General features: G+C 62.0%; 27 protein-coding genes and 1 tRNA gene. 13 read left to right on the top strand and 15 right to left on the bottom strand.

The genetic code is table 11. From position 1 onward, the window contains the following. Positions 1 to 93: 93 nt before the first annotated feature. The gene (locus KP701_RS01540; protein WP_215745391.1) at positions 94 to 327 is read left to right on the top strand and encodes a hypothetical protein; all 234 of its coding nucleotides are present in this window, start codon (positions 94 to 96) and stop codon (positions 325 to 327) included. A 4-nt stretch (positions 328 to 331) separates the two neighbouring features. On the opposite strand, the gene KP701_RS01535 is transcribed toward KP701_RS01540, so the two are convergent. Then, positions 332 to 508, bottom strand: coding sequence for a MobA/MobL family protein (locus KP701_RS01535; protein ID WP_215745390.1), 177 nt, complete (start codon positions 506 to 508; stop codon positions 332 to 334). A 196-nt stretch (positions 509 to 704) separates the two neighbouring features. Here KP701_RS01535 and KP701_RS01530 point away from each other — a divergent pair, with 196 nt between their 5' ends. Continuing rightward, positions 705 to 866, top strand: coding sequence for a hypothetical protein (locus KP701_RS01530; RefSeq protein ID WP_215745389.1), 162 nt, complete (start codon positions 705 to 707; stop codon positions 864 to 866). Positions 867 to 888: 22 nt separating this feature from the next. Here KP701_RS01530 and KP701_RS01525 read toward each other — a convergent pair whose 3' ends face one another. Continuing rightward, positions 889 to 3,546 carry a 2-oxoglutarate dehydrogenase E1 component gene (locus KP701_RS01525; protein ID WP_215745388.1) on the bottom strand — a complete coding sequence of 886 codons (2,658 nt, stop codon included), beginning with the start codon at positions 3,544 to 3,546 and terminating at the stop codon, positions 889 to 891. A 124-nt stretch (positions 3,547 to 3,670) separates the two neighbouring features. Continuing rightward, positions 3,671 to 4,633, bottom strand: coding sequence for an alpha/beta hydrolase (locus KP701_RS01520; protein ID WP_215745387.1), 963 nt, complete (start codon positions 4,631 to 4,633; stop codon positions 3,671 to 3,673). Positions 4,634 to 4,825: 192 nt separating this feature from the next. Here KP701_RS01520 and KP701_RS01515 point away from each other — a divergent pair, with 192 nt between their 5' ends. The 5 genes from KP701_RS01515 to KP701_RS01495 all read left to right on the top strand — a co-directional run bounded on the left by KP701_RS01515 (position 4,826) and on the right by KP701_RS01495 (position 8,959). After that, on the top strand, positions 4,826 to 5,149 hold the full coding sequence (locus KP701_RS01515; RefSeq protein WP_215745386.1) for a hypothetical protein: 324 nt from the start codon (positions 4,826 to 4,828) through the stop codon (positions 5,147 to 5,149). Between the two features lie 80 nt (positions 5,150 to 5,229). Then, the gene (locus tag KP701_RS01510) at positions 5,230 to 5,868 is read left to right on the top strand and encodes a 2OG-Fe(II) oxygenase (protein WP_215745385.1); all 639 of its coding nucleotides are present in this window, start codon (positions 5,230 to 5,232) and stop codon (positions 5,866 to 5,868) included. 23 nt (positions 5,869 to 5,891) lie between these two features. Next, complete coding sequence (locus KP701_RS01505) at positions 5,892 to 6,956, top strand: aspartate-semialdehyde dehydrogenase (RefSeq protein WP_215745384.1); 1,065 nt, start codon at positions 5,892 to 5,894, stop codon at positions 6,954 to 6,956. A 3-nt stretch (positions 6,957 to 6,959) separates the two neighbouring features. Next, a complete protein-coding gene (locus tag KP701_RS01500) occupies positions 6,960 to 7,847 on the top strand; it encodes an N-acetylmuramic acid 6-phosphate etherase (protein WP_215745383.1) in 888 nt (295 codons plus the stop codon). A gap of 29 nt (positions 7,848 to 7,876) precedes the next feature. Beyond that, complete coding sequence (locus KP701_RS01495) at positions 7,877 to 8,959, top strand: anhydro-N-acetylmuramic acid kinase (protein WP_215745459.1); 1,083 nt, start codon at positions 7,877 to 7,879, stop codon at positions 8,957 to 8,959. Positions 8,960 to 8,985: 26 nt separating this feature from the next. Here the strand turns inward: KP701_RS01495 and KP701_RS01490 are convergent, their stop codons facing one another. Continuing rightward, positions 8,986 to 9,408 (bottom strand): host attachment protein, encoded by a 423-nt coding sequence (locus KP701_RS01490; RefSeq protein ID WP_215745382.1) that lies wholly within the window; start codon positions 9,406 to 9,408, stop codon positions 8,986 to 8,988. A gap of 459 nt (positions 9,409 to 9,867) precedes the next feature. On the opposite strand from KP701_RS01490, the gene hemH reads away from it, so the two are divergent. Both hemH and KP701_RS01480 read left to right on the top strand, forming a co-directional pair. Further along, on the top strand, positions 9,868 to 10,899 hold the full coding sequence (gene hemH, locus KP701_RS01485; RefSeq protein ID WP_215745381.1) for a ferrochelatase: 1,032 nt from the start codon (positions 9,868 to 9,870) through the stop codon (positions 10,897 to 10,899). A 382-nt stretch (positions 10,900 to 11,281) separates the two neighbouring features. Continuing rightward, positions 11,282 to 12,592, top strand: coding sequence for a glycoside hydrolase family 68 protein (locus KP701_RS01480; protein WP_215745380.1), 1,311 nt, complete (start codon positions 11,282 to 11,284; stop codon positions 12,590 to 12,592). Positions 12,593 to 12,705: 113 nt separating this feature from the next. On the opposite strand, the gene KP701_RS01475 is transcribed toward KP701_RS01480, so the two are convergent. From KP701_RS01475 to metK, 7 genes are all read right to left on the bottom strand, one after another. After that, positions 12,706 to 12,782, bottom strand: a tRNA-Pro gene (locus KP701_RS01475). 60 nt (positions 12,783 to 12,842) lie between these two features. Beyond that, positions 12,843 to 13,550 carry a signal peptidase I gene (lepB, locus tag KP701_RS01470; RefSeq protein WP_215745379.1) on the bottom strand — a complete coding sequence of 236 codons (708 nt, stop codon included), beginning with the start codon at positions 13,548 to 13,550 and terminating at the stop codon, positions 12,843 to 12,845. A gap of 136 nt (positions 13,551 to 13,686) precedes the next feature. Beyond that, positions 13,687 to 14,592 carry an FAD-binding protein gene (locus KP701_RS01465; protein WP_215745378.1) on the bottom strand — a complete coding sequence of 302 codons (906 nt, stop codon included), beginning with the start codon at positions 14,590 to 14,592 and terminating at the stop codon, positions 13,687 to 13,689. Next, the gene (locus tag KP701_RS01460; RefSeq protein ID WP_215745377.1) at positions 14,592 to 15,341 is read right to left on the bottom strand and encodes an electron transfer flavoprotein subunit beta/FixA family protein; all 750 of its coding nucleotides are present in this window, start codon (positions 15,339 to 15,341) and stop codon (positions 14,592 to 14,594) included. Before KP701_RS01460 ends, KP701_RS01465 begins: the two co-directional genes overlap by 1 nt. Before the next feature lie 106 nt (positions 15,342 to 15,447). Then, positions 15,448 to 17,088, bottom strand: coding sequence for an electron transfer flavoprotein-ubiquinone oxidoreductase (locus KP701_RS01455; RefSeq protein WP_215745376.1), 1,641 nt, complete (start codon positions 17,086 to 17,088; stop codon positions 15,448 to 15,450). 38 nt (positions 17,089 to 17,126) lie between these two features. Further along, positions 17,127 to 17,822, bottom strand: coding sequence for a tRNA (guanosine(46)-N(7))-methyltransferase TrmB (locus KP701_RS01450; RefSeq protein WP_215745458.1), 696 nt, complete (start codon positions 17,820 to 17,822; stop codon positions 17,127 to 17,129). Between the two features lie 15 nt (positions 17,823 to 17,837). Beyond that, positions 17,838 to 19,022 carry a methionine adenosyltransferase gene (gene metK / locus KP701_RS01445; protein WP_011252436.1) on the bottom strand — a complete coding sequence of 395 codons (1,185 nt, stop codon included), beginning with the start codon at positions 19,020 to 19,022 and terminating at the stop codon, positions 17,838 to 17,840. Positions 19,023 to 19,324: 302 nt separating this feature from the next. Between metK and KP701_RS01440 the strand changes: the two genes are divergently transcribed. Next, positions 19,325 to 20,113: an SDR family NAD(P)-dependent oxidoreductase gene (locus KP701_RS01440; RefSeq protein WP_215745375.1), complete on the top strand. Its 789-nt coding sequence runs from the start codon at positions 19,325 to 19,327 to the stop codon at positions 20,111 to 20,113. Positions 20,114 to 20,177: 64 nt separating this feature from the next. Here KP701_RS01440 and dapB read toward each other — a convergent pair whose 3' ends face one another. Together dapB and KP701_RS01430 are read right to left on the bottom strand one after the other, a co-directional pair. Then, positions 20,178 to 20,924 carry a 4-hydroxy-tetrahydrodipicolinate reductase gene (gene dapB, locus KP701_RS01435; RefSeq protein ID WP_215745374.1) on the bottom strand — a complete coding sequence of 249 codons (747 nt, stop codon included), beginning with the start codon at positions 20,922 to 20,924 and terminating at the stop codon, positions 20,178 to 20,180. A gap of 24 nt (positions 20,925 to 20,948) precedes the next feature. Beyond that, positions 20,949 to 21,362 carry a helix-turn-helix domain-containing protein gene (locus KP701_RS01430; RefSeq protein ID WP_215745373.1) on the bottom strand — a complete coding sequence of 138 codons (414 nt, stop codon included), beginning with the start codon at positions 21,360 to 21,362 and terminating at the stop codon, positions 20,949 to 20,951. Between the two features lie 91 nt (positions 21,363 to 21,453). Here KP701_RS01430 and KP701_RS01425 point away from each other — a divergent pair, with 91 nt between their 5' ends. Beyond that, entirely contained in the window at positions 21,454 to 22,062 is a 609-nt protein-coding gene (locus tag KP701_RS01425; protein ID WP_215745372.1) for an FMN-dependent NADH-azoreductase, read from the top strand. Here the strand turns inward: KP701_RS01425 and hmpA are convergent, their stop codons facing one another. Next, on the bottom strand, positions 22,063 to 23,244 hold the full coding sequence (gene hmpA, locus KP701_RS01420) for an NO-inducible flavohemoprotein (RefSeq protein WP_215745371.1): 1,182 nt from the start codon (positions 23,242 to 23,244) through the stop codon (positions 22,063 to 22,065). 80 nt (positions 23,245 to 23,324) lie between these two features. On the opposite strand from hmpA, the gene KP701_RS01415 reads away from it, so the two are divergent. Together KP701_RS01415 and aroE are read left to right on the top strand one after the other, a co-directional pair. After that, positions 23,325 to 23,774 carry an Rrf2 family transcriptional regulator gene (locus tag KP701_RS01415; protein WP_215745370.1) on the top strand — a complete coding sequence of 150 codons (450 nt, stop codon included), beginning with the start codon at positions 23,325 to 23,327 and terminating at the stop codon, positions 23,772 to 23,774. 87 nt (positions 23,775 to 23,861) lie between these two features. Next, complete coding sequence (gene aroE, locus KP701_RS01410) at positions 23,862 to 24,716, top strand: shikimate dehydrogenase (RefSeq protein WP_215745369.1); 855 nt, start codon at positions 23,862 to 23,864, stop codon at positions 24,714 to 24,716. Positions 24,717 to 24,772: 56 nt separating this feature from the next. On the opposite strand, the gene dnaJ is transcribed toward aroE, so the two are convergent. Next, positions 24,773 to 25,915, bottom strand: coding sequence for a molecular chaperone DnaJ (gene dnaJ, locus KP701_RS01405; protein WP_215745368.1), 1,143 nt, complete (start codon positions 25,913 to 25,915; stop codon positions 24,773 to 24,775). Positions 25,916 to 26,024 lie beyond the last annotated feature (109 nt).

The raw sequence follows: 26,024 nt of genomic DNA, 5'->3' as shown, positions 1-26,024 counted from the left end.
TCTGCCTGAGATCTGATTCACTTTGTGCCCCTTGGTTAAGGGGCAGAGCAAAGAGATATGGCCTAAGGCGGGCTGACGGATCAGGAATGGACGATGATTGGCAGCATCGTGGTCCGTGCTCACTCACAGGCTGTTTGCGCAAAGGGGCTCATCCGGAGGGCTTGGGTGGATTACGTGGCGGCGTTACAGGGACTGCAACCGCATCGAGCGGATGTTCAGCCACCTCAAGCTGCAACCCGCTACGACAAGACTGCCCTGTTCTTCATCAGTTTCCTCAACCTCGCCGCCGCAAGGTTCTGGGTCAGGTCTTTTGTCAACGTGACCTAAGCTCTCACGGCAGAGCAAATTCTACCTCCCGTGCCAGTTGGGCATCTTTATGTTTTTCGACGCGCTCGACTTCGTTCCAGAGTGTGCTTCGGTCCAGAAAAGCCTCTGACGCGCCTTTGGGGAGCAGGATCCGGGAGTGGATGACCCCTGCCTTTCTCGTGAAGATGAGAGAGAGAGCCATGCCGAAAGCGTCACTTCGGCACTTGCAAGAGAGACCAATGTACAGGCGCGCACCTGCCTGATCCGGCTGGGATGAAGAGGCGGCAGATCCTGTGAGCAAGAGGCCTGACGCAGGCTTTCAGGCTGTCGAGAGGTAGCTCAGGGCCGTTTTGCGGCGTAGGATAGCGCAACGGAACGACATTAAGGGGGAAACGCTGATGACGCGCGTTCGGATTGGGGCGGCGCTTGCGCTGCTGGCGGCTCTTGCGGCCTGTGGGCCGGATTATGGTGGTCAGGGGTCGCGACAGTTCCGTGGCGATGACTACGGAAATGTCGGTGCGGGGCGGAGCAGCTACGGCTATCAGGGTGGTCCGACCTGAGGCTTGCTCAGGCCGGGAAGGTTCAGGACAGGGCGTCCTGAACCAGTTTTTCCTGCTGGGCGGCATGGACGCCCGGTAGTCCTGTCGCGGGAGAGGCAGCGCCTTCGCGGCCGACATAATCCGGGCGCTGCACGCGATGATTGCAGCTTCGCAGGGCGCGTTCGATGCGACGGTCCACGAAAATCCATGCGCCGTTGTTCTGCGGCTCTTCCTGACACCACAGAACCTGTTCCGCATCCGGGTGGCGGATGAGCTGCTCCATAAGGGCGTGGTGCGGGAATGGGTAGAGCTGTTCGACACGGATGATGGCGACGTCGTCGCGGTTCTGGCGCGTCCGTTCGGCAACGAGATCATAATAGACCTTGCCGGTGCACAGGATGACCCGGCGTGCGCCGTCTTCCTTTGCCGGGTCCGCGATGACGGGCTGGAAGCGCGTATGCGGTCCCATTTCGTCCAGCATCGAAACCGCATCCTTGTTGCGCAGCAGGGATTTGGGCGTGAAGACGACCAGCGGCTTGCGGCAGCGGCGCGCAATCTGGCGGCGCAGGGCGTGGAAGTAATTGGCGGGTGTGGTGATGTCGCACACGCGCATGTTGTTTTCGGCGCAGAGCTGAAGGATGCGCTCTGGGCGGGCTGAGGAATGTTCCGGGCCGCCACCTTCATAGCCATGCGGCAGAAGCAGGGTCAGGCCGGAGGTCCGCAGCCATTTGGTTTCACCTGATGCAATGAACTGGTCGAGGATGATCTGTGCGCCATTGGCAAAATCGCCGAACTGCGCTTCCCACAGAACCAGGGCTTCCGGATCGCCGAGGGAATAGCCGTATTCGAAGCCAAGGACGGCATATTCCGAGAGCGGCGAATTCCAGATGTTCAGTGGTGCCTGATGGGGCGCGATATGGGTCAGGGGCGTGTCTTCGCGACCCGTTTCCTGATCGAAGAGGACGGCGTGACGCTGGCTGAACGTCCCACGGCGGCTATCCTGCCCTGACAGACGGACGGGGTGTCCGTCCATCGACAGGGTGCCGAAAGCAAGGGCCTCGGCCGTGGCCCAGTCGATCGGGCCGCCATCGGCGACGGCCTTGCCGCGCGCCACGATCTGCCGGGCCAGACGGGGATGAACGGCCAGATCTTTCGGGATCGTGCCGATGGCCTCTCCGACTTCCTGAAGGCGCCTGAGAGGGACGCCGGTCATGGGTTGGATACGGTCCTGCTCATCCTGCAGGCGCGTCGGGTCTTCCGGGCCGTCCAGCCAGTCCGTGCTGTTCGGACGATAGGTCTTGGATGTTTCGAACTGTTCTTCCAGACGGTTCTGGAAGTGGGTCCACATCTCTTCGACCTCGGCTTCGGTCATGACGCCGGTGCGGACCAGATGCTGGGCGTAGAGGCTGCGTGTCGTGGCGCGGGACTGGATGGCGTGGACCATCGCAGGCTGCGTGAAGGCGGGTTCGTCGGCTTCGTTATGGCCGTGGCGGCGATAGCAGACGACATCCAGCACGATGTCGGACTGGAAGGTGCGGCGCCATTCATGGGCCAGAAACGCACAGCGGGAGACAGCTTCGGGATCGTCGCCATTGACGTGCAGGATGGGGGCCTGAACGGATTTGGCGATGTCGGTGTTGTGCAGGCCGGAATGGGCGTCGGACTGGACGGTGGTGAAGCCAATCTGGTTGTTGATGATGACGTGAACCGTGCCGCCCGTCCGATAGCCTTCCAGCTTCGAGAGGCTGAGGGTTTCGTACACGACGCCCTGTCCCGCGAAGGCTGCGTCCCCATGAACGAGAATGCCCAGATGGTGCTGGCGGTCCCGGTCCTTCTCGCGATCCTGATCGGCGCGCACACGGCCGAGCACGACCGGGTCCACGGCTTCCAGATGGGATGGGTTGGGCAGGAGCGAGATGCGGACGGTGTGTCCGGCGTGCTCGAGCGTCGTGGCGGTGCCGAGATGGTATTTTACGTCGCCCGAACCCTCGATGGTGTCGGGCTTGAAGGATGCACCGGCGAATTCACTGAGGATGGCGGCAAACGGCTTGCGCAGGATGTTGGCCATCACGTTCAGGCGGCCACGATGGGGCATGCCGAGCGAGACGGAGCGCACATCGTCCTGTGCGGCGGTATCAATCAGGGTCCGCAGGGCCACGATAACGCTCTCGCCGCCTTCAAGGCCGAAGCGGCGCATGCCCATGAAACGCTTCTGGCAGAACTGCTCGAAGCCCTCGGCGCGGGTGAGGGCGAGGAGAATGCGCTTCTGGTCCAGCGAAGGTGCGGGGGCCGGATTTTCCAGACGGTCGATCCACCACTGGCGCTGGGCCTGGTCCTGAAGATGCATGAACTCGACCGCTGTCGTGCCGCAATAGGCGCGGCGCAGACGGGCGATCAGGTCCCGGTCTGCGCCGGGAGGCGTCAGTTCGGGGATGTCGGGTGTGGGGGCGAGGCCGAGCGGATCCAGTGCTGCGATGGAATGTCCGCGCAGGCGATAGGCGAATTTCAGGCTCTCGGCGCTGGCGTCGGTCTGATCAGCCGTATCCGTGCCGGTCAGACGCTCTGAGCCGAGGGTCTCGAACAGGGAGGCGAAGGCCGGGTCCACGGAGGCCGGGTCGTGCTGCCAGCGTGTGTGCAGCTCCGCCAGATAGACGGTGTTTTCGCCGTTGATGGCGTCCCGGTCATCACGATGGTCGCCCATGAACTTGTCTCCTGTGTCCCCGGCTCCTGTGACCTGTGGGGAGCCGGGGGCCTGTCTGGTGGTCGTGCACTCTAACGGATTGGCGGAACAGGGCCAATCTTCGTCTGTCCCGCGCGCCGTCTGTTCAGAGACCGAAGCCGCGTTTCATGGCGTCGATGCGACGGGTGATGGAGTGGGTGGCGACCGGGGTATCTGTCCGGTCGAAGATATGGCAGGCGCCGGGTACGATTTCCAGCTCTACAGAGATTCCCTGATGGATCAGGCGCTGTGCGTAGGCGAGATTTTCATCCAGAAACAGGTCCAGCGCGCCGACGGACAGGTAGACCGGGGGCAGATCGGACAGGTCGGTGGCGCGGGCCGGGGCGGCATAGGGCGAGACGTCGGCCGAACCGGGCGCTACGGGATTGAGGAGGGCCGTCCACATGAAGGTATTGCTGGTACGGGTCCACAGGAACTCGCCCCCGACCGGGGAAGCATCGGGCTGGCCCGTAATCGTGCAGTCATCGAGCACGGGATAGATGAGGTTCTGGAACAGCAGTGCCGGTCCTTCCCGGTCCCGGGTCAGGAGCGCCAGTCCCGCAGCAAGGCCGCCGCCCGCGCTCTCGCCGGTCAGGCCGATGCGGGCGGGATCAATCCCGAGTGTGTCGGCGCTGCGGGTGATCCAGCAGAGCGTGGTGTAGGCGTCCTCGATCGCGGCCGGAAAGGGATGTTCCGGAGTGAGGCGATAATCCGGGGAGATGACCACGCAGTCCAGTTCCTGTGCGAACTGGCAGAGCTGGGTCGTGGTGAGCTCGGGCTGGCCGGCGAAATAGCCGCCGCCATGCAGATGCAGAAGAACCGGGCGCGGGCCTGTGGCCTCTTTGCGGGGACGGACGGTCAGGAGGCGGATGGGAGGTGCGTTTTCCGTGCCGGGGATGTTCAGGCGCTCCAGGGTGACGGGATAGTCTTCGGCCTGAAGAAAGGACTGTCCGGCGGCCTGTTCGAGGCCAGCGCGAAAGGCGGGCAGGGATTCCGCAGAAAGATCGACCGTCGGGATCTCTTCAAGAAGGGGAAGGAGTTCGGGAAGGACGAGGGAGCGTGTGTTCATGAAAGGACGCCTTGGGTCGAGGAAGGGGCGAAAAATGAGGCAGGAAAATCGAGCATAATTCCAGTGGTCGGACCGCTTGAAGGCAAAAATCTGTTCATTGTGCCACAAAGTTGCCGCAACTTTTCAGGGCTGAGAGTCGTCTAGTCTGGTGACCGGTCCTGAGCCGGCCTTGTTGGGATGGGAGTTTCGCTGATGCGTGCTCTTCTGTTTCTTGCAGTTCTGACGGGAAGTGGTCTTGCGCTGACGGATGTGTCAGCTGGAGCGCAGGAGCTGCGTCGGGACGGTCTGTCCGCGCATGCGGTTCTGACGGATGAAGTCAGCCAGTCGGGTGTGGATCACCGGATGCTGGAATGCCGGACCGATCCGCGCCTGCTTCATACGGTCTGGGACGGGCGCTCCTCTCCGCATCCGGAGCCCCATGTCTGCACGGGTGGTGCGAACCACCTGGGGGCAGGATATGTCCGCTATCTGGCGACGAGCCGGATGGTGAAGGCACATAAGCCGCTGCGGGGGTAATATTCTTTCGCAAAAGGCAGGTCTCACATGTGTGGAATAGGCCTTGTCGCCGACGTGGGCCGCGTCTAGCCTCCTGCGCCATGAGCAGGATTTCCCTTGATTATGATGCGTTCGAGAGCATGCCCGTTGCGGAAAAACCGTTTCCGCATCTGGTGGTGCCGCATTTCATCGGCAACGACGATCTGAAGGCGGTTGTCTCGGACCTGCCGGAAATGAAGTCCGGCGGCTCCTTTCCGCCGGAAGCGCTGAAGCTGACGCCGCGTGTCTCGGCCATGATTGCGGAATTGCAGGGGCCGAAGCTCAAGGCGCTGGTGGCCGAGAAATTCGGGCTGGATCTGGCGGATGCGCCGACCATGCTGACAATGCGCGGGCGCACGCGGGAAAAGGACGGGCGGATCCATCGGGATTCCGAGGCCAAGCTGGTCACGATCCTGCTGTATCTGAACCCGCGCGGGGAAGATTGGGCGTCGCGCGATGGCTGTCTGCGGCTGCTGAACGGGCCGGATGATGTCGAGGATTTCGATGTCGAAGTGACGCCTGCGGAAGGGACGCTGCTGGTGTTTCCGAACGGTCCGGCAACCTGGCACGGGCATCGGCAGTTCGTGGGAACACGGTATGCGATCCAGCTCAACTACATGGCGACGGGGCGCAAGGCCCGCTACGAACTGCGGCGGCACCGTCTGTCGGCGCTTTTAAAGCGTCTGCCCTTTTCGGGCTGATTTTCAGGGAACGGGAAAAGATCATGGGTTATCGGGTTGCGGTTGTTGGCGCCACGGGTGCGGTGGGGCGTGAACTGCTGCGAATTCTGGCGGAGCGGGACTTTCCGGTCGATGAAGTTGTGGCGCTGGCCTCTCCGCGGTCGGCCGGGCGTGAGATTTCTTTCGGGGACAAGAAAGTCCTGAAAGTCCAGAACCTCGAGACGTTCGACTTCAAGGGCTGGGACATTGCGCTGTTTTCGCCGGGTGGTGCGGTTTCGGCCGTCTATGCGCCCAAGGCTGCGGCTGCGGGCTGTGTGGTGATCGACAACACGTCGCATTTCCGCATGGAGCCGGGCGTGCCGCTGATCGTGCCGGAAGTGAATGCGGCAGCGATTGGCAAGGCGAGCCGTGGCATCATTGCCAACCCGAACTGCTCGACCGCGCAGATGCTGGTGGCACTCAAGCCGCTGCATGATCTGTTCCGGATCAAGCGCATCGTGGTCTCGACCTATCAGGCCGTTTCGGGCGCCGGTAAGGACGGCATGGATGAGCTGTTCGCCCAGACCAAGGGCACGTTCGTCAATGATCCGCCGACGGTCGCGCAGTTCACCAAGCAGATCGCCTTCAACGTCATTCCCCATATCGACCGTTTCATGGACGACGGTGCGACCAAGGAAGAATGGAAGATGGCGGTCGAAACCCGCAAGATCATGGACCCGGACATCAAGGTTCTGGCGACATGCGTGCGTGTTCCGGTCTTCATCGGACATTCCGAGGCCATCAGCATCGAGTGCGAGAAGCCGGTTGATCTGAAGAAAGCGCGTGAGGCGCTGCGCAAGGCGCCGGGCGTGATCCTGCGCGACGAGCGCGAAGACGGCGGCTACGTCACGCCGATCGAATGTGTGGGCGAAGATGCGACGTATGTCTCGCGTCTGCGGATCGATCCGTCGGTCGAGAACGGTCTGGCGCTGTGGTGCGTGTCCGATAATCTGCGCAAGGGCGCAGCGCTCAATGCGGTCCAGATTGCGGAAAGCATCGTGGAACAGGGACTTCTGAAGGACGGGCAACTGTTCCGTCGCAACGAAGTACCGGATGAAGATGAAGACTGAGTGATGACGTCATCCCGCACAGAGACGGTTCTTGCGGCCAATGAGGATATCGAGCGTCTGTCGCTCGATGTTCTTCTGGACCGGCTTCTGACGTCCCAGAAGGCGGCTCTGGACCGGGTCGGTGAGGCATTGCCGTCCATCGAGCGTGCCGTTGAGGCCGCTGTGCCCCGGCTTCAGGCCGGCGGGCGGCTGGTTTATGCGGGGGCGGGGACGTCCGGGCGGATCGGATTGCAGGACGGTGTTGAACTGACGCCGACCTTCGGTCTGGCTCCGGAGAAACTCGTCCTGCTTCTGGCCGGCGGGGCGGGTGCGACGACCCAGGCCGCCGAGGGCGCAGAAGACCGGGAAGATCAGGCGCGGCTTGATCTCATGGAACATCATCCGAATGAACATGATGTGGTGATCGGCGTCGCGGCGAGCGGCAACACGCCCTATACCTGCGCCATCGTTCAGGTCGGGCGGGAAGCGGGTGCGCTGACGATCGGTGTCAGCGGCAATCCGGAATCGCGTCTGCTACGGGAAGCGGAACTCGGGATCTGCATCCCGACGGGTGCTGAGGTTCTGGCGGGGTCCACACGCATGGCTGCCGGGACTGCACAGAAAGTCACGCTGAACCTGTTTTCCACGGCGCTGATGACGCGGCTGGGGCACGTCTATCGCGGGCGCATGGTGGATATGCGCATCAGCAATGACAAACTTCAGGCGCGTGCGGAGCGCATGGTTATGGAGCTGGCTGGCGGGACGGCCGAGGAGGCGCGTGAAGCCCTGAAACTGGCTCAGGGGAATACGAAACGTGCGGTCCTGCTGCGGCGTGGGGTGGCTCTGGCAGACATCGAAGCACTTCTGGAGCGGTGTCAGGGCAATCTGCATCTGGCGCTTGCGGAGCTTTGAGCGCGACACGAAACACAGGCGCGCCCGCGATGGTCTGGGCACTCGGGCTGATGAGCGGCACGTCCCTGGACGGTGTGGATGCCGCCCTGATCGAAACGGATGGCGTGCGCATCGGGCGGATGGGGCCGTCCCTGACCGTGCCTTACAGCCCGGAGCTGCGCGCCCGGACCCGCGAGCTTCTGGATCGTGCGACAGGTCTTGCTGCTGATGATGCCGAAGTTCTGGCCGTCACGCGGGAGCTGACCCTCCGGCATGTGGACGCCGTGCGTCTGCTGCGCGAGAAAGCGCCGGGTCTGGAGCCCGCGGTCATAGGCTTTCATGGCCAGACCATCCTGCATCAACCGGAACGCGGCCGAAGCTGGCAGATCGGGGATGCCCGGCTGCCGCAGGATCTGTGTGGTGTGCCGGTCATCCACGATTTCCGGTCGCGGGATCTGGAAAATGGGGGGGAAGGGGCGCCGCTGGTGCCGGTGTTTCACGCCGCCCTGCTTCAGCAGGAACAGCGCCCCGTGGCCGTTCTCAACATTGGCGGAGTCGCCAACGTGACGGTTCTGGGCCCCCAGGACCAGCATGGGCAGCGCGGCGTCTGGGCCTGTGATACCGGCCCGGGCAATGCCCTTCTGGACGACTGGGCTCTGCGGCATACCGGCAAACCGTGTGATTTCGGGGGCGCGCTGGCGTCTTCAGGAACGGTTCGTCAGGATGTTCTGGAGAAGCTGCTGGCGATCTCATATTTCGCGCGGCCCATGCCCAAATCGCTTGATCGGCTGAGCTTTCATCCGGAAGCCATGGCGTATGTACGGGATCTGTCTGCGGAAGATGGGGCGGCGACACTGGCAGCCTTTACCGTCGAGGCCGTGGCCCGGACGCCGTTTCCGGTGCAGCCTGAAACGTGGTTTGTCGCAGGAGGCGGGCGCCATAACCCGGTGCTGATGGACGGATTGCGTTGTCTGGGGAATGTGGCATCCGTGGATGTCCTGGGATGGGACGGGGATGCTCTTGAAGCGCAGTGTTTCGGCCTTCTGGCCGTGCGCTGTCTGCGGGGGCTGCCTTCTTCCTGGCCGGGAACGACCGGTGTCAGACAGCCCTGCATTGCGGGAAGAGCCGTCTGACGGCTTCCCCGCAGGTCTGAGCGGGATCAGACGGAAGCGAGTTCCGGCCAGCCGGTTTCCGGGCGGTCGAGATGCTTCAGAAGGTCGTGGTCCGGCGTGTTGACGAGATCCTTGACCAGGGTCTTGAAAAGCTTCTTTGCCGTCGGCTTGTCGAGATGCTCGCGGATTTCGTGCGAGGCCTGAGCCGGAGCAACAAGCAGAATGCCTTCGACGTCGCTGTTCTGTGCGGCCTTGTTGATATGGGCGGCCAGATCGCGCGTGAAGTGCTCCTTGAGCTGCTCATGCGGGTTTTCGCGCGGCGCCTTGATGGAACCGACATCCGTTTCCGCGTTGGAGCCCTTGTGCAGGTCGAAATTTGCAATGGTGCGCAGCTGTGCCCCTTCGAGGCGCAGGAAGCGGGCTTTTTCGCCGTCAGCAACAACGTAAATGACGGGATCCTGTGTAGCCATGTCTGGAAAACCTTGTTTCAAAATCAGATGGTGTGTCTGTAACAGCTTCGAGATGGGATGGTTGCCTGCAGACGACAAGATCATGCAGAGTCGTATTCTTCTAACCCATTGAAAGTATTTGGATATTTCGTTTCTTTGAATGTTTTTTGAAGAATTCCGAATTTTTTTGTTGAAACACGGGGAAGATGTGCTCAATCTCTGAATTGAGCCTACCAGAAAATCTTTTCCAAAGGCTCAAAGGAGGCAAGTATGGCTCTGACGAATACTCTTCTGCCGTATGTTGGTCCTATGACCGTCGCTGTTGCGGTGTTTGCCTATACTTTGCTGCAAGGGACCCGGAAACCGGATGTTTCCTATGCGAAGGTAAGGCATCGACGATAGCGTCCCGCAAGGGGCGCGTATCTCCAGACGCTTTCCCTCTTTCCTAAGTCAGTGCCCGGTTCCACAGTAGAGGGCACTATGGCATTTCTTCACAAAACACCCCGCATCGCTCCTCCGCCAGAAGGCCGGACCGGTATTCTCCTTATCAATCTCGGAACGCCTGATGACACAGGCTATTTTTCGGTAAGGCGATATCTGAGCGAATTTCTCTCTGACCGTCGTGTCATCGAGAGCCCCCCACTGATCTGGCAGCCCATTCTGCAGGGTATCATCCTGACAAAGCGCCCCTTTGCCAGCGGCGCAAACTATGCGCGGATCTGGCATAAGGAAGAAAATGCCTCGCCATTGCGGGTCTATACGCGCAGGCAGGCCGAAGGGCTGGCTGAGCGGCTTCGGGCCGATGGTGTGCCTGTCGAATGGGGCATGCGCTACGGCCGTCCTTCCGTTGCGAAGGCTGTTGAGAGCCTGATGGATCAGGGCTGTGACCGGATTATCAGCATTGCGCTTTATCCGCAGTATTCCGCTACGACGACCGCAACCGCCAACGACCAGCTTTTCCGCGCGCTCATGCGTCTGCGTCGTCAGCCTGCCGTCCTGACTGTTCCGTCCTTTCCGGATCATCCTGCTTTCATACGCGCCCTCGAGACGTCCGTGCAGGACACGCTTGCGGGTCTGAGCTTTAAGCCGCAGCAGATCGTGGCGTCGTTTCATGGCCTTCCCAAAACCTGTATCGAAAAGGGCGACACCTATCGCGATGAGTGCGAGCGCACGATCTCGGCCCTGCGTCAGGCTTTGGGGCTGAGTGAGGAGCAGATGCCCCTGACGTTCCAGTCCCGTTTTGGGCCGCTGGAATGGGTCCAGCCTTATACGGCGCCCTTCGTCCAAGCCCTGCCGGCCCAGGGAATCACGAAGATTGCCGTCATCATGCCAGGCTTCATGGTGGATTGTCTCGAGACGCTGGATGAGATCGGAAACGAACTTCGGGAAGAATTCATGGAAGCGGGGGGGGAAGAGTTTGCCCTTGTGCCGTGCCTGAACGATTCGAAAGGAGCGATCGATCTTCTCGAAGACCTGTCCCGCTCTGCCATGGCAGGCTTTCAGCGCGGCTGAGCCTCGCCGCTTTTCAACTGTCCTCAGGACCCTACCCGTCAGCGGATGGGGTTTTTGTGAGTCTAGGGTCGGAAAGACCGGTGCATTTTATTTAGCTTGCAGTGCGCGCAGCTTTTTCCTATAACTATGGCACTGAGCCATAAAAGATAGTCAAAAATCGGTTCAGAACGCAATTTCACAGAATGATTTTCATAAAGGCCACTCTCTCGGGGAGCGGACTTTTTTTGTTGCGTACGTCAGAAGCAAGACACGTTTTCCTGCACAAATATTACGGCTCAGGACAGGATTTCGACCGTCTCTTCTGTTCGGTCTCCAGTAGCGGTGTTCTTCCGGTTACTGGAGACCGTCTGATTCTTTTTCATTTTCAGTTACGGGAAAAATCATGAACGCTGTTTCCAGCACGCAGAGCGCAATCCAGTCGGGTTCGCGCTGGACGATCGCTGACGCGATGAAGATTCATACCGATGATCCGACGACGACCATGCCGGTCATCGATTATGCTTTCCCGGTCATCGATTCCGATGTGTGGCAGTGGGATACCTGGCTGCTGCGCGACATCCACGGCAAGACCGTGACCTTCAAGGGCTGGTACGTCATGTTCGCCCTCGTGGCCGACCGCTCCGCAACGGGCGATACGGTCGAGGGCTGGCACAGCCGTAACAACTATTCCTATATCGGCTACTACTACAGCCGTACCGGCAACGGCGCGGACTGGACGTTCGGCGGCCGTGTCATCAAGGAAGGCGCCAATTCCCGCAGTTGGGAATGGTCCGGCTGCGCGGTCATGCGCGAGAACAGCAACAGCACGGTTGATCTGTTCTACACCTCCGTCAATGACACCCCCTCCGAGTCTGTTCCGTCCTACACGACGGGCCGTATTCTCGCGGACGCCAACGGCGTGTGGTTCGAGGGCTTCGATGTCTGCACGGACATGTTCCAGGCGGACGGCGTGAATTACGCCAATATCGTCGAGGACCAGTACTGGGACTTCCGCGATCCGCATATCTTCCGGAACCCGGACGACAATCAGATCTACGCCCTGTTCGAAGGCAATGTCCCGGGCATGCGCGGTGACTTCACCATCGGCTCTGACGAAATGGGTCTCGTGCCGCCGGCCACGACCGTTCCGGCCGGGGCGCAGTACGGTGCGGCCGCGATCGGTATTGCGCGCCTGACATCCGACGCCACCAAGGGCGATTTCTCGCAGTGGGAAATGCTGCCGGCGCTTGTCACCGCGCTCGGCGTGAATGACCAGACGGAACGCCCTCATGTCGTGTTCCAGGACGGTCTGACCTATCTGTTCACGATCTCTCATCACTCCACCTTTACCGGCAATAGCACGGGCCCGGATGGTGTGTATGGTTTCGTGTCGCGCAACGGCATTTTCGGTCCGTATGCTCCGCTGAACGGCTCCGGCCTCGTGCTCGGCAATCCGTCTTCGGCGCCGTACGAGACCTACTCGCACTTCGTGGATCCTGCTGGCTACGTGCAGTCCTTCATCGATACCCTGCCGCAGCCCGGTTCGGCTGATCCGCAGAATCCGGAAACTTATCGTATCGGCGGCACGCTGGCGCCTACGGTGAAGATCGTTCTCGACGGCGAACGGACCTATCTGACGGAAGTCCACGCTTACGGGCAGGTCTACGCCCAGGGCGTCTGGCCCACTTCTTCGGCCTGGGACAAGCGTTCCTGAAGCCATTTTGCCCTCTCCCGAAAGGGGAGGGCATCTTTTTGCGTTTCAGGCGCAGATATGCGCTGGCCTATGGCCAAGAAACGGTTTTAGCGATTTCTGAAGAAATTATCGGCTGGTCGGAGTGAGAGGATTCGAACCTCCGGCCCCTGCGTCCCGAACACAGTGCTCTACCAGGCTGAGCTACACTCCGGCCGACGGCGCTTGTCCTACAGGGGTTAACGCTTTCCTGCAAGGGGGCTTGGGTGAAAAATCAGAGAATGAGTGCCGTTCGGCTGAGATGCCGCCATGACCAGAGGACAGCTCTCGCCTGTCCCTGAAGATTCCATACGGGCAGAAGCCCCACGCCTCCGTCGGCAACGCTGACGCGGGAGTCGGCGGAATTGTCGCGGTTGTCCCCCATGACAAAGAGATGGTTTGCGGGAACGGTGAAAGGGGTGACGTTATCCAGTTCGCCGTCCTGCGACAATTTGAGGATATCGTGCCGCACATTGCCCGGCAGGGTCTCTTCATAGCGCTCTGCGGGCAGCCAGACACCTCTGCGGCTTTCCTCTCGCGCGGGCCCCCTCTCTTTCCAGGGCAGTTCCGTGCCGTTCAGGATGACGTGTCCATGAACAAGTGCAATCCGGTCACCGGGAAGGCCAATGACGCGTTTGACCCAGCTCTGATGCAGATTGGCGGGCGCGCGGAACACGACAACGTCTCCGCGATGGGGTAGGTGTCCGAAGAGGCGCCCTTCCGTTTCTGACGAGGGCCTGAGAGCGTCTCCGAATGGGAGGTTGGCGGTGCTGAGACCATAGCTTGGCACAACGACGCCGATCTGGTCGCCAATCATCAGGGTAGGCTCCATTGAGGCCGAAGGCACGACATAGGCCGCGGCAAGAGCGCTGTGAATGGTCAGAAAGCCCAGAAGGACAGGCAGGAAAGACAGAATGTCACGGGTCAGTTGGCGCAGGGTCATGATGAGGGTCTCCGTAAGAGGAAGAGTGCCTCATGGGGACCGGAGTGCCAGTTAAACCTGTGTCAGGTCCTGTCATGAAAAAAGGGGCGTCCCGTCATGGGGCGCCCCTTTTTTGCCGTTTCAGGAACAGGACGCCTTACAGCGCCTTTTCAAGCTCAGGCAGGACTTCGAACAGATCGCCCACGATGCCGTAATCGGCAACCTTGAAGATTGGGGCTTCCGGATCGGCATTGATCGCCACGATGACGCGGCTGTCCTTCATGCCGGCCAGATGCTGGATCGCACCGGACAGGCCCACTGCGATGTAGAGTTCCGGCGCCACGATCTTGCCGGTCTGGCCGACCTGCATTTCGTTCGGGGCGAACCCGGAATCCACGGCCGCACGGGATGCGCCGATGGCGGCGTTCAGCTTGTCGGCGATGGGTTCGAGCAGCTTGAAGTTTGCAGCGTCCTTCATGCCCTTGCCGCCGGAAATCACCACGCGGGCGGATTCCAGTTCCGGACGGTCGGATGCGGAAAGCTCAACCTTCACGAAGACAGACTTTTCGCTGGTCGGAGCCTCGATCGTCTCAATGGCAGCAGAGCCACCCTCGGCAGCGACCGGATCGAAATTGGAGCCGCGGATCGTCAGCACCTTGATGCTGTCGGCGGAGCGGACCGTCGCCAGGGCGTTGCCAGCATAGATCGGGCGCACGAACGTGTCGGCATCCTTGATCTCGACCACATCGGGAATGGGCTGCACGTCCAGCAGGCCTGCCAGACGCGGCAGGATGTTTTTTCCGGTGGCGGAGGCGGCGGCCACGATGTGGCTGTAGTCCTTCGCGCGGGCAGCCAGCAGATCGGCGGCAGGCTCGGCCAGATCGTTGACCAGACCCGGCACGCTGAGAACGCGCGTCACACCCGGCAGGGCAGCAGCGGCCTGTGCGCCGTCTCCGAACACGATGGCATCGACGGCACCGAAGCGGGAGGCCGCGGCAACGGCCGAACGGGAAGCCTGACGGACCGCGCCGTTTTCGACTTCAACCAGAACAAGAGCGGTCATCAGATCACCTTCGCTTCTGTCTTGAGCTTCTCGACCAGTTCGGCCGCGCTGTTCACCTTCACGCCTTCCTTGCGCTCGGACGGCTCGGCCACGGAGACAACCGTGAGGCGCGACGCCGTATCAACGCCGAGGCTGTCGATCTCGATCGTCTCGAGCGGCTTCTTGCGGGCCTTCATGATGTTCGGCAGGGACGCATAGCGTGGCTCGTTGAGGCGCAGATCCGCCGTAACCACGGCCGGGAGCGTGAGGGACACGACTTCCGTACCGCCATCGATCTCGCGGGCAACTTCGACGCGGCCATCGGCAACCGTTACGGCACTTGCGAACGTGCCCTGCGGCCAGCCGAGCTTGGCGGCCAGAATCTGGCCCGTGGCATTCATGTCGTCGTCGATCGCCTGCTTGCCCATGCAGATCAGACCGGCTTCCTCGCGCGTGGCGATCGCCTTGAGCACGTTGGCCACGGCGCGCGGCTCAAGCGCGTCGTCCGTGCGGACGAGAATGGCGCGGTCCGCACCCATGGCCATGGCCGTACGCAGAACATCCTGCGCGGCCTGTGCGCCGATGGTCACGGCCACGACTTCCTTTGCGGCGCCCTTTTCACGCAGGCGCACCGCTTCTTCGACCGCGATTTCGTCGAACGGATTCATGGACATTTTCACGCCCTGCGTTTCGACACCGCTGCCATCGGCCGCTACACGTACCTTGACGTTGTAATCGACCACCCGTTTGACTGGGACCAGAACTTTCATCGTCATCTTTCGCTGCTGTCGCCGCCACAAAAACGGGCGTCACCGTAGCGGGACTGACCGGAAAAGTCACACTCCGTTCTGGCGGTGCCCTTTTGCGGGAAGAAAATTACATCCCGACCGGATAGTTCGGACCGCCACCGCCTTCGGGCGTGCACCAGTCGATGTTCTGCGTCGGATCCTTGATGTCGCAGGTCTTGCAGTGCACGCAGTTCTGGGCGTTGATCCGGAGCTGCCAGGCGTTTTCGCCCGTCTGTTCCTGTTCATACACACCAGCCGGGCAGTAACGGCTCTCCGGCGAATCGAACACGTCATGATTGACGGTGCGCCAGATGGCCTCGTTGCGCAGCTTGAGGTGAACCGGCTGGTTTTCCTCGTGATTCGTGCCACTCAGAAAGACCGAGCTGACGCGATCGAAGGTGATCTTCCCGTCCGGCTTGGGATACTCGATCTTCGTGCACAGCGACGCCGGACGCAGCGTCTCGTTATCGGCATGCGGATGGTGCAGCGTCCAGGGCGCACGACCACGCAGGATCATGCTGTCGATCCCGGCATAGAGCGCGCCGAGCTTCATGCCCCATTTCGCGAAAGCCGGGCGGATGTTGCGGACGTCGCGCAGTTCGGACCACAGCCAGGACTGGCGGACGCGCGCCGTCATGCTGGCGGCTTCCTTTTTGTCCTTTTCCAGAGCCTCGGCCACGGCTTCGGCCGCGATCATGCCGGACTTCATGGCCGTATGCGTGCCTTTGATCTTGGGCACGTTCAGGAAGCCTGCCGAGTCACCAGCCAGCACACCGCCCGGGAAGGTGAGGCGCGGAATGGACTGGAAGCCGCCTTCGGACAGAGCACGTGCGCCGTAGATCAGACGCTTGCCGCCCTCGAAATGCTCCCGGAAAGCCGGGTGCAGCTTGGTGCGCTGCATTTCCTCGAATGGGGACAGATAGGTGTTGGCGTAATCGAGGCCGGTCACGAAGCCGAAGCTGACCAGATTTTCCCCGAAATGATAGAGCCAGGCGCCCCCATAAGTATGGTCATCGAGCGGCCAGCCAAAGCTGTGCTGCACAAGACCGGGGCGGTGCTTTTCTGCCGGGATTTCCCAGACTTCCTTGACGCCGAGGCCATAGGTCTGCGGATCGACGCCTTTGCGCAGACCGAAACGCTTCATGGCGTGGCCCGTGAGGGAGCCGCGTGCGCCCTCGGTCAGGATGGTCTGCTTGGCGCGCAGGATCATGCCGGGCGTGAAGTTCGGCCCGTGCTCGCCGTTGCGTTCGATGCCCATATCGCCCGTGATCACACCGGCGACGCGGTTGTTCTCGATGAACAGTTCCGCGCCCGAGAAACCCGGATAGATTTCCACGCCAAGGGCTTCGGCCTGCTCGCCGAGCCAGCGGCAGACTTCCCCGAGCGAGACGACATAATTCCCGTGATTGGCCATCTGCGGCATCACGCGGTCCAGATACGGAACTTCGAACGAGCGCGTTTCGGTGAGGAACAGCATCCGTTCTTCCGTCACCTGCGTGCGCAGGGGGGCGTCCAGATCGCGCCAGTTCGGCAGAAGTTCGTCCAGCGTGCGCGGCTCGATGACGGCGCCCGAGACGATATGGGCGCCGATTTCGCTGCCTTTTTCAATCAGGCAGATGCCCGCATCCGGCATCAGCTGTTTCAGGCGGATCGCGGCGGAGAGACCGGCGGGACCGCCACCGACCACCACGACATCGAATTCCATTTCTTCGCGTTCGATCTGGATCATGATGTCAGGAAACTCGCTGAATAACTGGATTGGAGATTTCAGGGACGGCGCGTGAAGGTCCAGTAGAACGGCACGCGCCCTTCGCGGAAGGCCTTGGCCTCATAGCGCGTGGGCGACCAGCCGTCGGGACGTTCCCTGGCCGGAGGCGGCGCATCGAACAGGTCCTGCTGGCCCATCACTTCCGTGACCCACTCCTGATAGACGGGATGGTCACTGGCGACGCGCCAGATGGCTCCGGGTTTCAGGACGCGGTGCATCTGCTTGATGTTTTCCGGATGCACGAAGCGGCGCTTGGCGTGCCGGGCCTTGGGCCACGGGTCCGGGAACATCAGATAGGCCCGGTCCAGGCATGCGTCGGGCATGTCCTTGAGCAGCAGGCGGGCGTCTTCGGCCCAGATGCGGAAATGGGGCGGCGGCGTGGCCGTGTCTTCCTCACCCTCAGGCACGAGACGCGAAAGCAGGGAGCACAGACCGTTCTCGAAGACCTCGGAAGCGATATAGCCGACATCCGGGTTCAGTTCGGACTGGCCGATGGCATGTTCGCCGCCGCCAAAACCGATTTCGAGAAAGACGCGTGAGACCGCATCGGAGAATCCCGCAGCAGGATTTTCCGGTGAGGTAAAGGAAAGCCGGGGCAGCGCTTTCTCAAGAAGGTGCTGCTGCCGGGCCCGGAGCGGATGGCCGCGCTGGCGGCCGTAAAGCCGCTCCGGCTGGGGTTTGAGAGACTCGACCAGGGGTTTTCTGCCAGATTACCGGTTGAGGGCGCCACGCAGCGTGGTGACCAGATCCGTCTGCTCCCAGGTGAAGTTGTCCAGAACCGGATCCGGCGCACGACCGAAATGGCCGTAAGCGGAGGTCGGAACATAGATCGGGCGGTTCAGACGCAGATGCTTGCGGATGCCGCGCGGGGACAGGTCCACAACCTCGTTGAGGATCGCACCCAGACGGGCTTCGTCCACGTCCTTGCCCGTTCCGTCGAGGTCAACATAGACCGAGAGCGGCTTGGACACGCCGATGGCGTAGCTGAGCTGGATCGTGCAGCGGTCGGCAAGGCCGGCAGCGACGACGTTCTTGGCGAGGTAACGTGCGGCATAGGCTGCCGAACGGTCCACCTTCGTGGGGTCCTTGCCGGAGAATGCGCCGCCACCGTGCGGGGCTGCGCCACCATAGGTGTCGACGATGATCTTGCGGCCCGTCAGGCCGGCATCGCCGTCCGGTCCACCGATGACAAAGTTGCCGGTCGGATTCACGTAGAACTCGTCTTCCGGGCAGGTCCAGCCTTCCGGCAGGATGCCGTTGACCACGTCGCGCAGCGTCTCGCGGATCGTGTTTTGGCTCATGCCCTCGACATGCTGCGTGGAAATCACGACGGACGTGACACCGACGGGCTTGCCATCGACATAACGCAGCGTGACCTGGCTCTTGGCATCCGGCAGAAGGCCGACGCCGCGGGCATCGCCGTTCTTGCGGTAGTCGCGGATGCGCTCGAGGATCGTCTGCGCGTAATACAGCGGCGCAGGCATCAGGTGCTCGGTCTCGCGCGTGGCGTAGCCGAACATGATGCCCTGGTCACCGGCGCCCTCGTCCTTGTCGCTGCCGCTGTCAACGCCCTGGGCGATGTCGGCGGATTGTGCGTGCAGGTAGGAGGTGATGTCGGCTTTCTTCCAGGAGAAACCTTCCTGGTCGTAGCCGATGTCCTTGATGGCTTCACGGGCGCGGTCGATCAGCGTGTCTTCGACCTCTTTGGGGCCGCGGACTTCACCGGCCAGGATGACGCGGTTGGTGGTGACCAGCGTCTCACAGGCAACACGCGCTTCCGGATCGGCCTGCAGATAGGCGTCCAGAACGGTATCGGAAATGCGGTCCGCCACCTTGTCGGGATGGCCCTCGGAAACGGACTCGGACGTGAAAAGAAAATCGCCGTGATTGCGCACTCAGGGACCTCGCAGGGAATGAGTGGTGAGAAGGGCCACAGGGTGTCTTGGCAGACAGGCTGTGGCATTCAGGGAGGGGACGGCTTGGCGGAATTGGACGCAAGGGTCAAGGGGTAGCAAGAGGTCTGAACCCGGTTTTCTGCGGAAAAGGCCCGGAAAACGGCAGATGATCACAAAAAAGAGAGGCTCGGAACCCTCCTTCTTTTTCAACCGTGAGGTCTGGTTGACGTTCAAATGCAGATCGGCAATCCATCTGTCAGATGGGATGCGTTCCTCATGAACAGTCGAGCAGGACAAGCATAATGGCTGAGCAGTTTAGCGGTAAAGTCTGTCTGGTCACCGGCGCAGGTGGCAATATCGGTCTCGCGACCGCCCTCCGTCTGGCCGGGGAAGGAACGGCCATTGCCCTGCTGGACATGAACCGCGAGGCTCTGGAAAAGGCTGAAACAGCCGTTCGGGAAAAGGGCGTCGAAGCCCGCTCCTATGTCTGTGACGTCACATCCGAAGACGCCGTGACCGGGACGGTGGAGGCCGTGGTCCGGGATTTCGGGAAGATCGACTTCCTGTTCAACAATGCCGGGTATCAGGGCGCTTTCGCCCCTGTGCAGGACTACCCGTCCGAGGATTTCGCGCGCGTTCTGACGATCAACGTCACCGGCGCGTTCCACGTGCTCAAGGCCGTCACGCGCCAGATGATCGCGCAGAACTATGGTCGCGTCGTCAACACCGCCAGCATGGCCGGTGTGAAGGGGCCGCCGAACATGGCCGCCTATGGTGCCTCCAAGGGCGCCATCATCGCCCTGACAGAAACCGCCGCGCTCGATCTCGCCCCCTACAACATCCGCGTGAACGCCATCAGCCCCGGTTACATGGGCCCCGGCTTCATGTGGGAGCGCCAGGTCGAGCTTCAGGCCAAGGTCGGAAGCCAGTATTTCTCCACCGATCCCAAGGTCGTGGCCGAGCAGATGATCGGCAGCGTCCCGATGCGCCGTTATGGCGACATCAACGAAATTCCCGGCGTGGTGGCCTTCCTGCTGGGGGATGATTCCAGCTTTATGACGGGTGTGAACCTGCCGATTGCTGGCGGCTGATCGGGGGAGTCCGGGCTCTGCCCGGGCCCGGCAGGGATCCTGATCCCTGCACCCTGATTCCGGCTCAGGGTTTGAGCGCGTCGGCCATTGTGTAGAGGCCAGCGGGACGTCCTGCTAACCATTTTGCGGCCAGCAGCGCGCCTCTGGCGAAGACCCTGCGGTCCAGTGCGCGGTGGGACAGGGTGATCTGTTCGTCGGCGGCCATGAGGACGAGATCGTGTTCCCCTACGATCTGTCCGCCGCGCAGGGAGGCGAATCCGATCGCTCCATCCGGCCGGCGACCATTCTGGTCGGTCCGGGCTACGTCCTCGAAACTGACTCCACGTCCTTTCGCCACAGCCCGGCCAATCGCCAGCGCCGTGCCGGACGGGGCGTCCAGCTTCTGACGGTGATGAACCTCGAGAATTTCCGCATCATAATCCGGCAGGCCTGCGCCAAGCTGACGGGCCAGTTCCAGAAACAGTGTCAGCGCCGGTGAGAAATTGGCGGCCTGAAGAACGGGAATATGCTGCGCCGCCGCGTTCACGGCATCCTGCGCCCCCTGATCGAGGCCCGTCGTCCCCAGAACCCAGGCGCATCCGGCCTGCGCAAAGGCTGCCGCATGAGCCGGGACGGTCGAAGCATGGCTGACATCAATCACCACATCGCAGCTTTTCGCAAGCGTGGCAGGGTCGGTGGTGATGTTGCGCTGGGCGTCCGCAGTACGGGACAGGCCGCCCACGAGGGCAGACCCGGCCTCTTCGGCGCAGAGCGTTCCAAGCCGGCCCGTAATGCCGGCGATACCAATACGGGGAGCGGAAATCAGGGTCATGGTCGGTCCATCAGAACGGAAAAATCAGGTGTTGGCGTCAAGTCGGGCGTCAAAACGGCTGCGGGCCGCCTCGATTTCGGGGCGGTTCGACAGCGCCCACTGACCAAAGGCTTCGGTCAGTGTCCACAGTGATTCCCCAAGCGTCGTGAGTTCATAATCCACGCGCGGCGGAGTCGTCGGCGTCACGGTCCGCAGGACGAGGCCATCGCGTTCGAGATTGCGCAGGGTGAGCGTCAGCATCCGCTGTGAAATCCCGTCGATCGCGCGGCGCAGTTCGCTGAAACGGTGTGGTCCCCGACCGAGCGACTTGACGATCAGGATGCTCCATTTGTCCGTCGTGCGCGCCAGAATGGAGCGGATGACGGCGCAGGCATCGCTGTTCTGCGCGCAGGTTGACGGGGATGGGGACGGGGCAGTCTCGCTGACGCGAACATCCATGTGCCTATGGCTCCGGAATGTGCCTTCTTGCGGCGGGGTTCAAAGGTTCCTTATCTGGTGCTGGTTACGATCAGGAACCGGAAAGATCAAAATGAAACTTCTCCACATCGATTCCAGCATCCTCGGTGACAGCTCCGCCAGCCGTCAGGTCAGTGCCGCGGCTGTCGCCCAGTTCCGCAAAAAAGACCCGTCCGTCGAGGTCATTTCCCTCGACCTCGCCAGCGATCCGCTGCCGCATCTCGATGTCGAAGCCCTGTCCTGGCTCGGCAAGGAGCTGACGCCGGATGTTTCGGGCCGCCCCGAACTGATCGCTGGCGCCAATGCCCTGAAGGACTTCAAGGCCGCGGACATCGTTGTCATCGGCGTGCCGATGTACAACCTGTCGATTCCCAGCCAGCTCAAGGCCTGGATCGACCGCATCATGGTGGCGGGCCAGACGTTCCGCTACACGTCCGGCGGTGGGATCGACGGTCTGGCCAAGGGCAAGAAGGTCGTGCTCGCCGTGGCCCGTGGCGGCCTTTATGGCGAGGGCTCCCCGGCCGCGTCTTTCGAGCATCAGCTCAGCTATCTGAAGTCCGTCTTCGCCATGATCGGCATCACGGACCTCACCGTGATCGAGGCCGAAGGCCTCGCCACGAATGGTGGTGCGGACCGTGCCCGCATCCTGTCGGACGCGGAGCAGAAGGCCAGCGCGCTTTAATCAGTCCGTCACGCCCGTATCCGGTCCGAACGTCTCGTAACGCAGGCGTTCGGCCGGAACACCGGCTGCTGGCAGGCCATGCACCATGTCATGCATGAAGCCTGTCGGACCACACAGATAGGTCGAGACACCGCCAGGCAGCTGCTCGGCGACCCAGGCGGCGGTCGGGCGCCCCTCTTTCTCCGTCAGGCGTGTGACCACTCGGATGCGACCTGCCGAATTGCGGGACAGTTCCGCCAGCCGCTCCGCGAACGGCGCGGTTTCTGCGGAATGGGCGATCTGCACGACATGAACGGGTGCCGTGACGCCGGGCTGAGCCAGTGCTTCCAGCATCCCGATCATCGGCGTGATGCCAATTCCGGCGCACACAAAGGCCAGCGGTCCCTCGACCTTTTCCGGCAGCACGAAATTACCGGCAGGCGGCGATAGCAGGACCTGCGTCCCCTCACATGTCCCGCTGTTCAGCCAGCCCGAAACCGCGCCGTTCGGAACGTGGCGCACGCTGATGCGATAGCTCTTCCGGTTCGGGCTGGACGTGATGCTGTAATTGCGGCGCGTCCGGCCATGGCCCGGAATATCCAGATCGACGCCCAGATACTGCCCCGGAACGGCGCTGATGACCGGCTTGCCGTCCACGGGTTCCAGTTCAAGCGACGTGACATTCGCACATTCCGGCACCGCGCGGGCAATGCGGAAAGGACGCCAGCCGGTCCAGCCGCCTTCGGCATGGGCGCTGCTGTCGTAAAGCTGATGCTCACGGCCGATCAGGATATCCGCGAGCGCCCAGTAGGCCTTGCCCCAGGCATCGAGGATTTCCGGTGTTGCGGCATCGCCCAGAACGGCCGAAATCGCGCCGAGCAGGGCCGTGGCGACATGCGGATAGTGTTCCGGCTGGATTTCGAGGCTGGCATGTTTCTGTGCGATCCGTTCGACCGCACCACCCATTACACCCAGATTGTCGATGTTCTTTGCATAGGCCAGCACGGCCATGGCCAGCGCCCGGGGCTGCGTTCCGGTGGACTGATGGGTTGGGTCGAACATCTCCGCAATTGCGGGATCGGCCAGCAGGCGGCGGTACATTTCGGACGTGATCGTCACGCCATGGGCTTCGAGCGCCGGGATGGTCGCCTTGATGATGGCGATGGTCTCGGGCGTGAGGCTGCGGTCGGCGGAAGTGGACATGAGCGGTCCCCTTAAAGGTGTATTTGAAATACATCTTTAAAAACGTGACCTGCGCCTGTCAATCTGGCAGAGGAGTCGCCATGCGCCTGACACTGCACACTGATTACGCCCTGCGCGTGTTGATCCACCTTGGCGTTCACACGTCACGCCGCGTCTCCATCCGCGAGATCGCGCAGGCCTATCGCATTTCCGAAAACCATCTGGTGAAGGTCGTGCACCGTCTGGGGCAGGGCGGTTTCGTCACGACCGTCCGCGGGCGTGGTGGCGGGCTGGAACTCGCGCGTCCGGCTTCAGAGATCAATGTGGGCGCGGTCGTCCGTTTCACCGAAGACGACATGATGCTGGTGGACTGTGAAGGCCGCAACAGCACGGACGGACGGCCCTGCGTCCTGTCCCCGGCCTGCGTGCTGCGTGGCGTGCTGGGCGATGCGCTGGACGCGTTTCTGGCGGTGCTGGACCGCTACACGCTCGCCGATCTGCTGACAGGTCGTGAGGCAGGCCTGCTGGGCCTGAGCATTCCGGAAAACTGATATTTCCAGAACGTGAATGGACCCTTCTGTGCCCCCGTGCGTCATCTGGGATGAACGCAAAACAAGCACAGATCCGAGGAGCCTTTCATGAGCCAGCAGAATTTCCGCAGCATCCTGACCGGATCGTTCTCAACGCCCTGCGACGACAACCCGACCGTCGCCATGATCGAGGCCGCGTACCGGCACCATGAGATCGATGCCCGTTACATCAACTGTGACGTCAAGGCGGAGGGTCTGAAGGACGCGGTCGCAGGCGCGCGGGCCATGGAATGGGTCGGGTTCAACTGTTCCCTGCCGCACAAGGTCGCGGTGATCGAGCATCTTGACGAACTGGCAGAGTCCGCCCGGATCATCGGTGCGGTGAACTGCGTTTCCATCCGGGACGGGCGTCTGATCGGTGACAATACGGACGGGAAGGGCTTTCTGGCATCACTGAAACAGGTCGCGGACCCATCCGGGAAGAAAGTCCTGCTTCTGGGTGCGGGGGGAGCCGCGCGTGCCATCGCCGTGGAACTGGGGCTGGCGTCCGCTGCCCACATCACGGTCATGAACCGCGATCCCAAAAAAGCGGAAACCATTGCAGCCCTTGTGCGGGACAATACATCCGCCGGAGCCGACGTTCAGGCCTGGGACGGTGAGGCCAGTGTGCCTGAAGGCGTGGACATCCTGATCAACGCGACCTCCATCGGTCTGGGTGATGCCGATGCCATGCCGCCCCTGAAGGCTGAAACCCTGCGCAAAGGGCTGATCGCTGCCGATGTCATCCCGAACCCGCCCAGAACGCGTCTGCTGCGCGAAGCGGAAGGCAGGGGCTGCACCGTGCTGGACGGGCTCGGCATGCTTGTCAATCAGGGCGTGATCGGCGTGGAGCACTGGCTGGGGAAAACGCTGGATGCCGGGGTGATGGAGCAGACCCTGAAGGATATTTTCGGCGCGGCCTGACATGAAAAAACCCGGTGTCTCCGTAGAGAGCACCGGGTTTTTGCAGATCTGAAAGATCAGCGGCCTTCGAAGAAGTCGCGGACCTTGGCAAAGAAGCCGCTGTTTTCGGGGCTGCCTTTGGCATGGTCGTCCCCGGCTTCCTTCTCGAATTCTTCGAGAAGTTCGCGCTGGCGCTTCGTCAGATGGCTCGGCGTTTCGACGGAGACCTGAATGTACATGTCCCCACGGGCCGAGGAGCGCAGGACCGAGAAGCCCTTGCCACGCAGGCGGAATGTCTCGCCCGTCTGCGTCCCGGCGGGGATACGGACCTTGCTGCGGCCACCATCCACAACCGGAACCTCGACTTCCGTGCCAAGCGCCGCCTGCGTCATGCGCAGCGGAACGCGGCAGTAGATGTTCGCGCCGTCGCGCTGGAAGATGTCATGCGACAGGACGGAGATGTGGACATACAGATCGCCCGGCTGCACGCCTTCGCCACCGGCCTCGCCCTTGCCGGCCATGCGGATGCGCGTGCCATCCTCGACCCCTGCCGGGATGTCGATGCTGATGGTTTCCGTCTTTGCTTCCGTGCCCGTGCCGTGACAGACCTTGCACGGATTGGCGACGGTACGTCCCGAACCATGACAGGTCGGGCAGGGGCGCTCGACGAGGAAGAAGCCCTGCTGTGCGCGGACCTTGCCCGCACCATGACAGGTCGGACAGGTGCTGCTGCCAGCCTTCGGATCGGCCGAACCCGAACCATGACAGGCTTCACACGTCACGCGCGTCCGGACCTCGACGTCCTTCGTCACGCCCGTGAAGGCCTCCATCAGCGTGATGTCGACCTGGACCTGGACATCCGCCCCGGTCCGGCGTCCACCACCCCGACGACCCCCCATCATGTCGCCGAACATCTGGTCGAAGATGTCGCCCAGACCGCCTGCACCGGCAAAGCCACCACCGAAGCCGCCGCCCATTCCGCCCATGCCACCTTCGAAGGCATCATGGCCGTAGCGGTCATAGGCTGCACGCTTCTGCTCGTCCTTCAGGACGTCATAGGCTTCGTTGATTTCCTTGAACTTCTGCTCGGCGGCATCGTCACCCGGATTGCGGTCGGGATGGTACCGCATGGCCTGTTTGCGGAAGGCTTTCTTCAGCTCGTCCTGCGAGGCCGTGCGGGAGACTTCAAGGGATTCGTAGTAGTCGATTCTGGTGGCCATGGTCGGTCCTTGGGGCGGTCCTGAAGGCGGTCCCTGTGGAGGGCCGGAAAACAAGAATGGCGCCCACCCCCTTGCGGGAACGGGCGCCCTCGGAAAACAGGGTCAGACG

The organism is Gluconobacter sp. P1C6_b, assembly GCF_018811945.1.
In the GTDB taxonomy this organism is placed as follows: domain Bacteria; phylum Pseudomonadota; class Alphaproteobacteria; order Acetobacterales; family Acetobacteraceae; genus Gluconobacter.
This window is presented reverse-complemented; position numbering and strand designations above follow the sequence as displayed.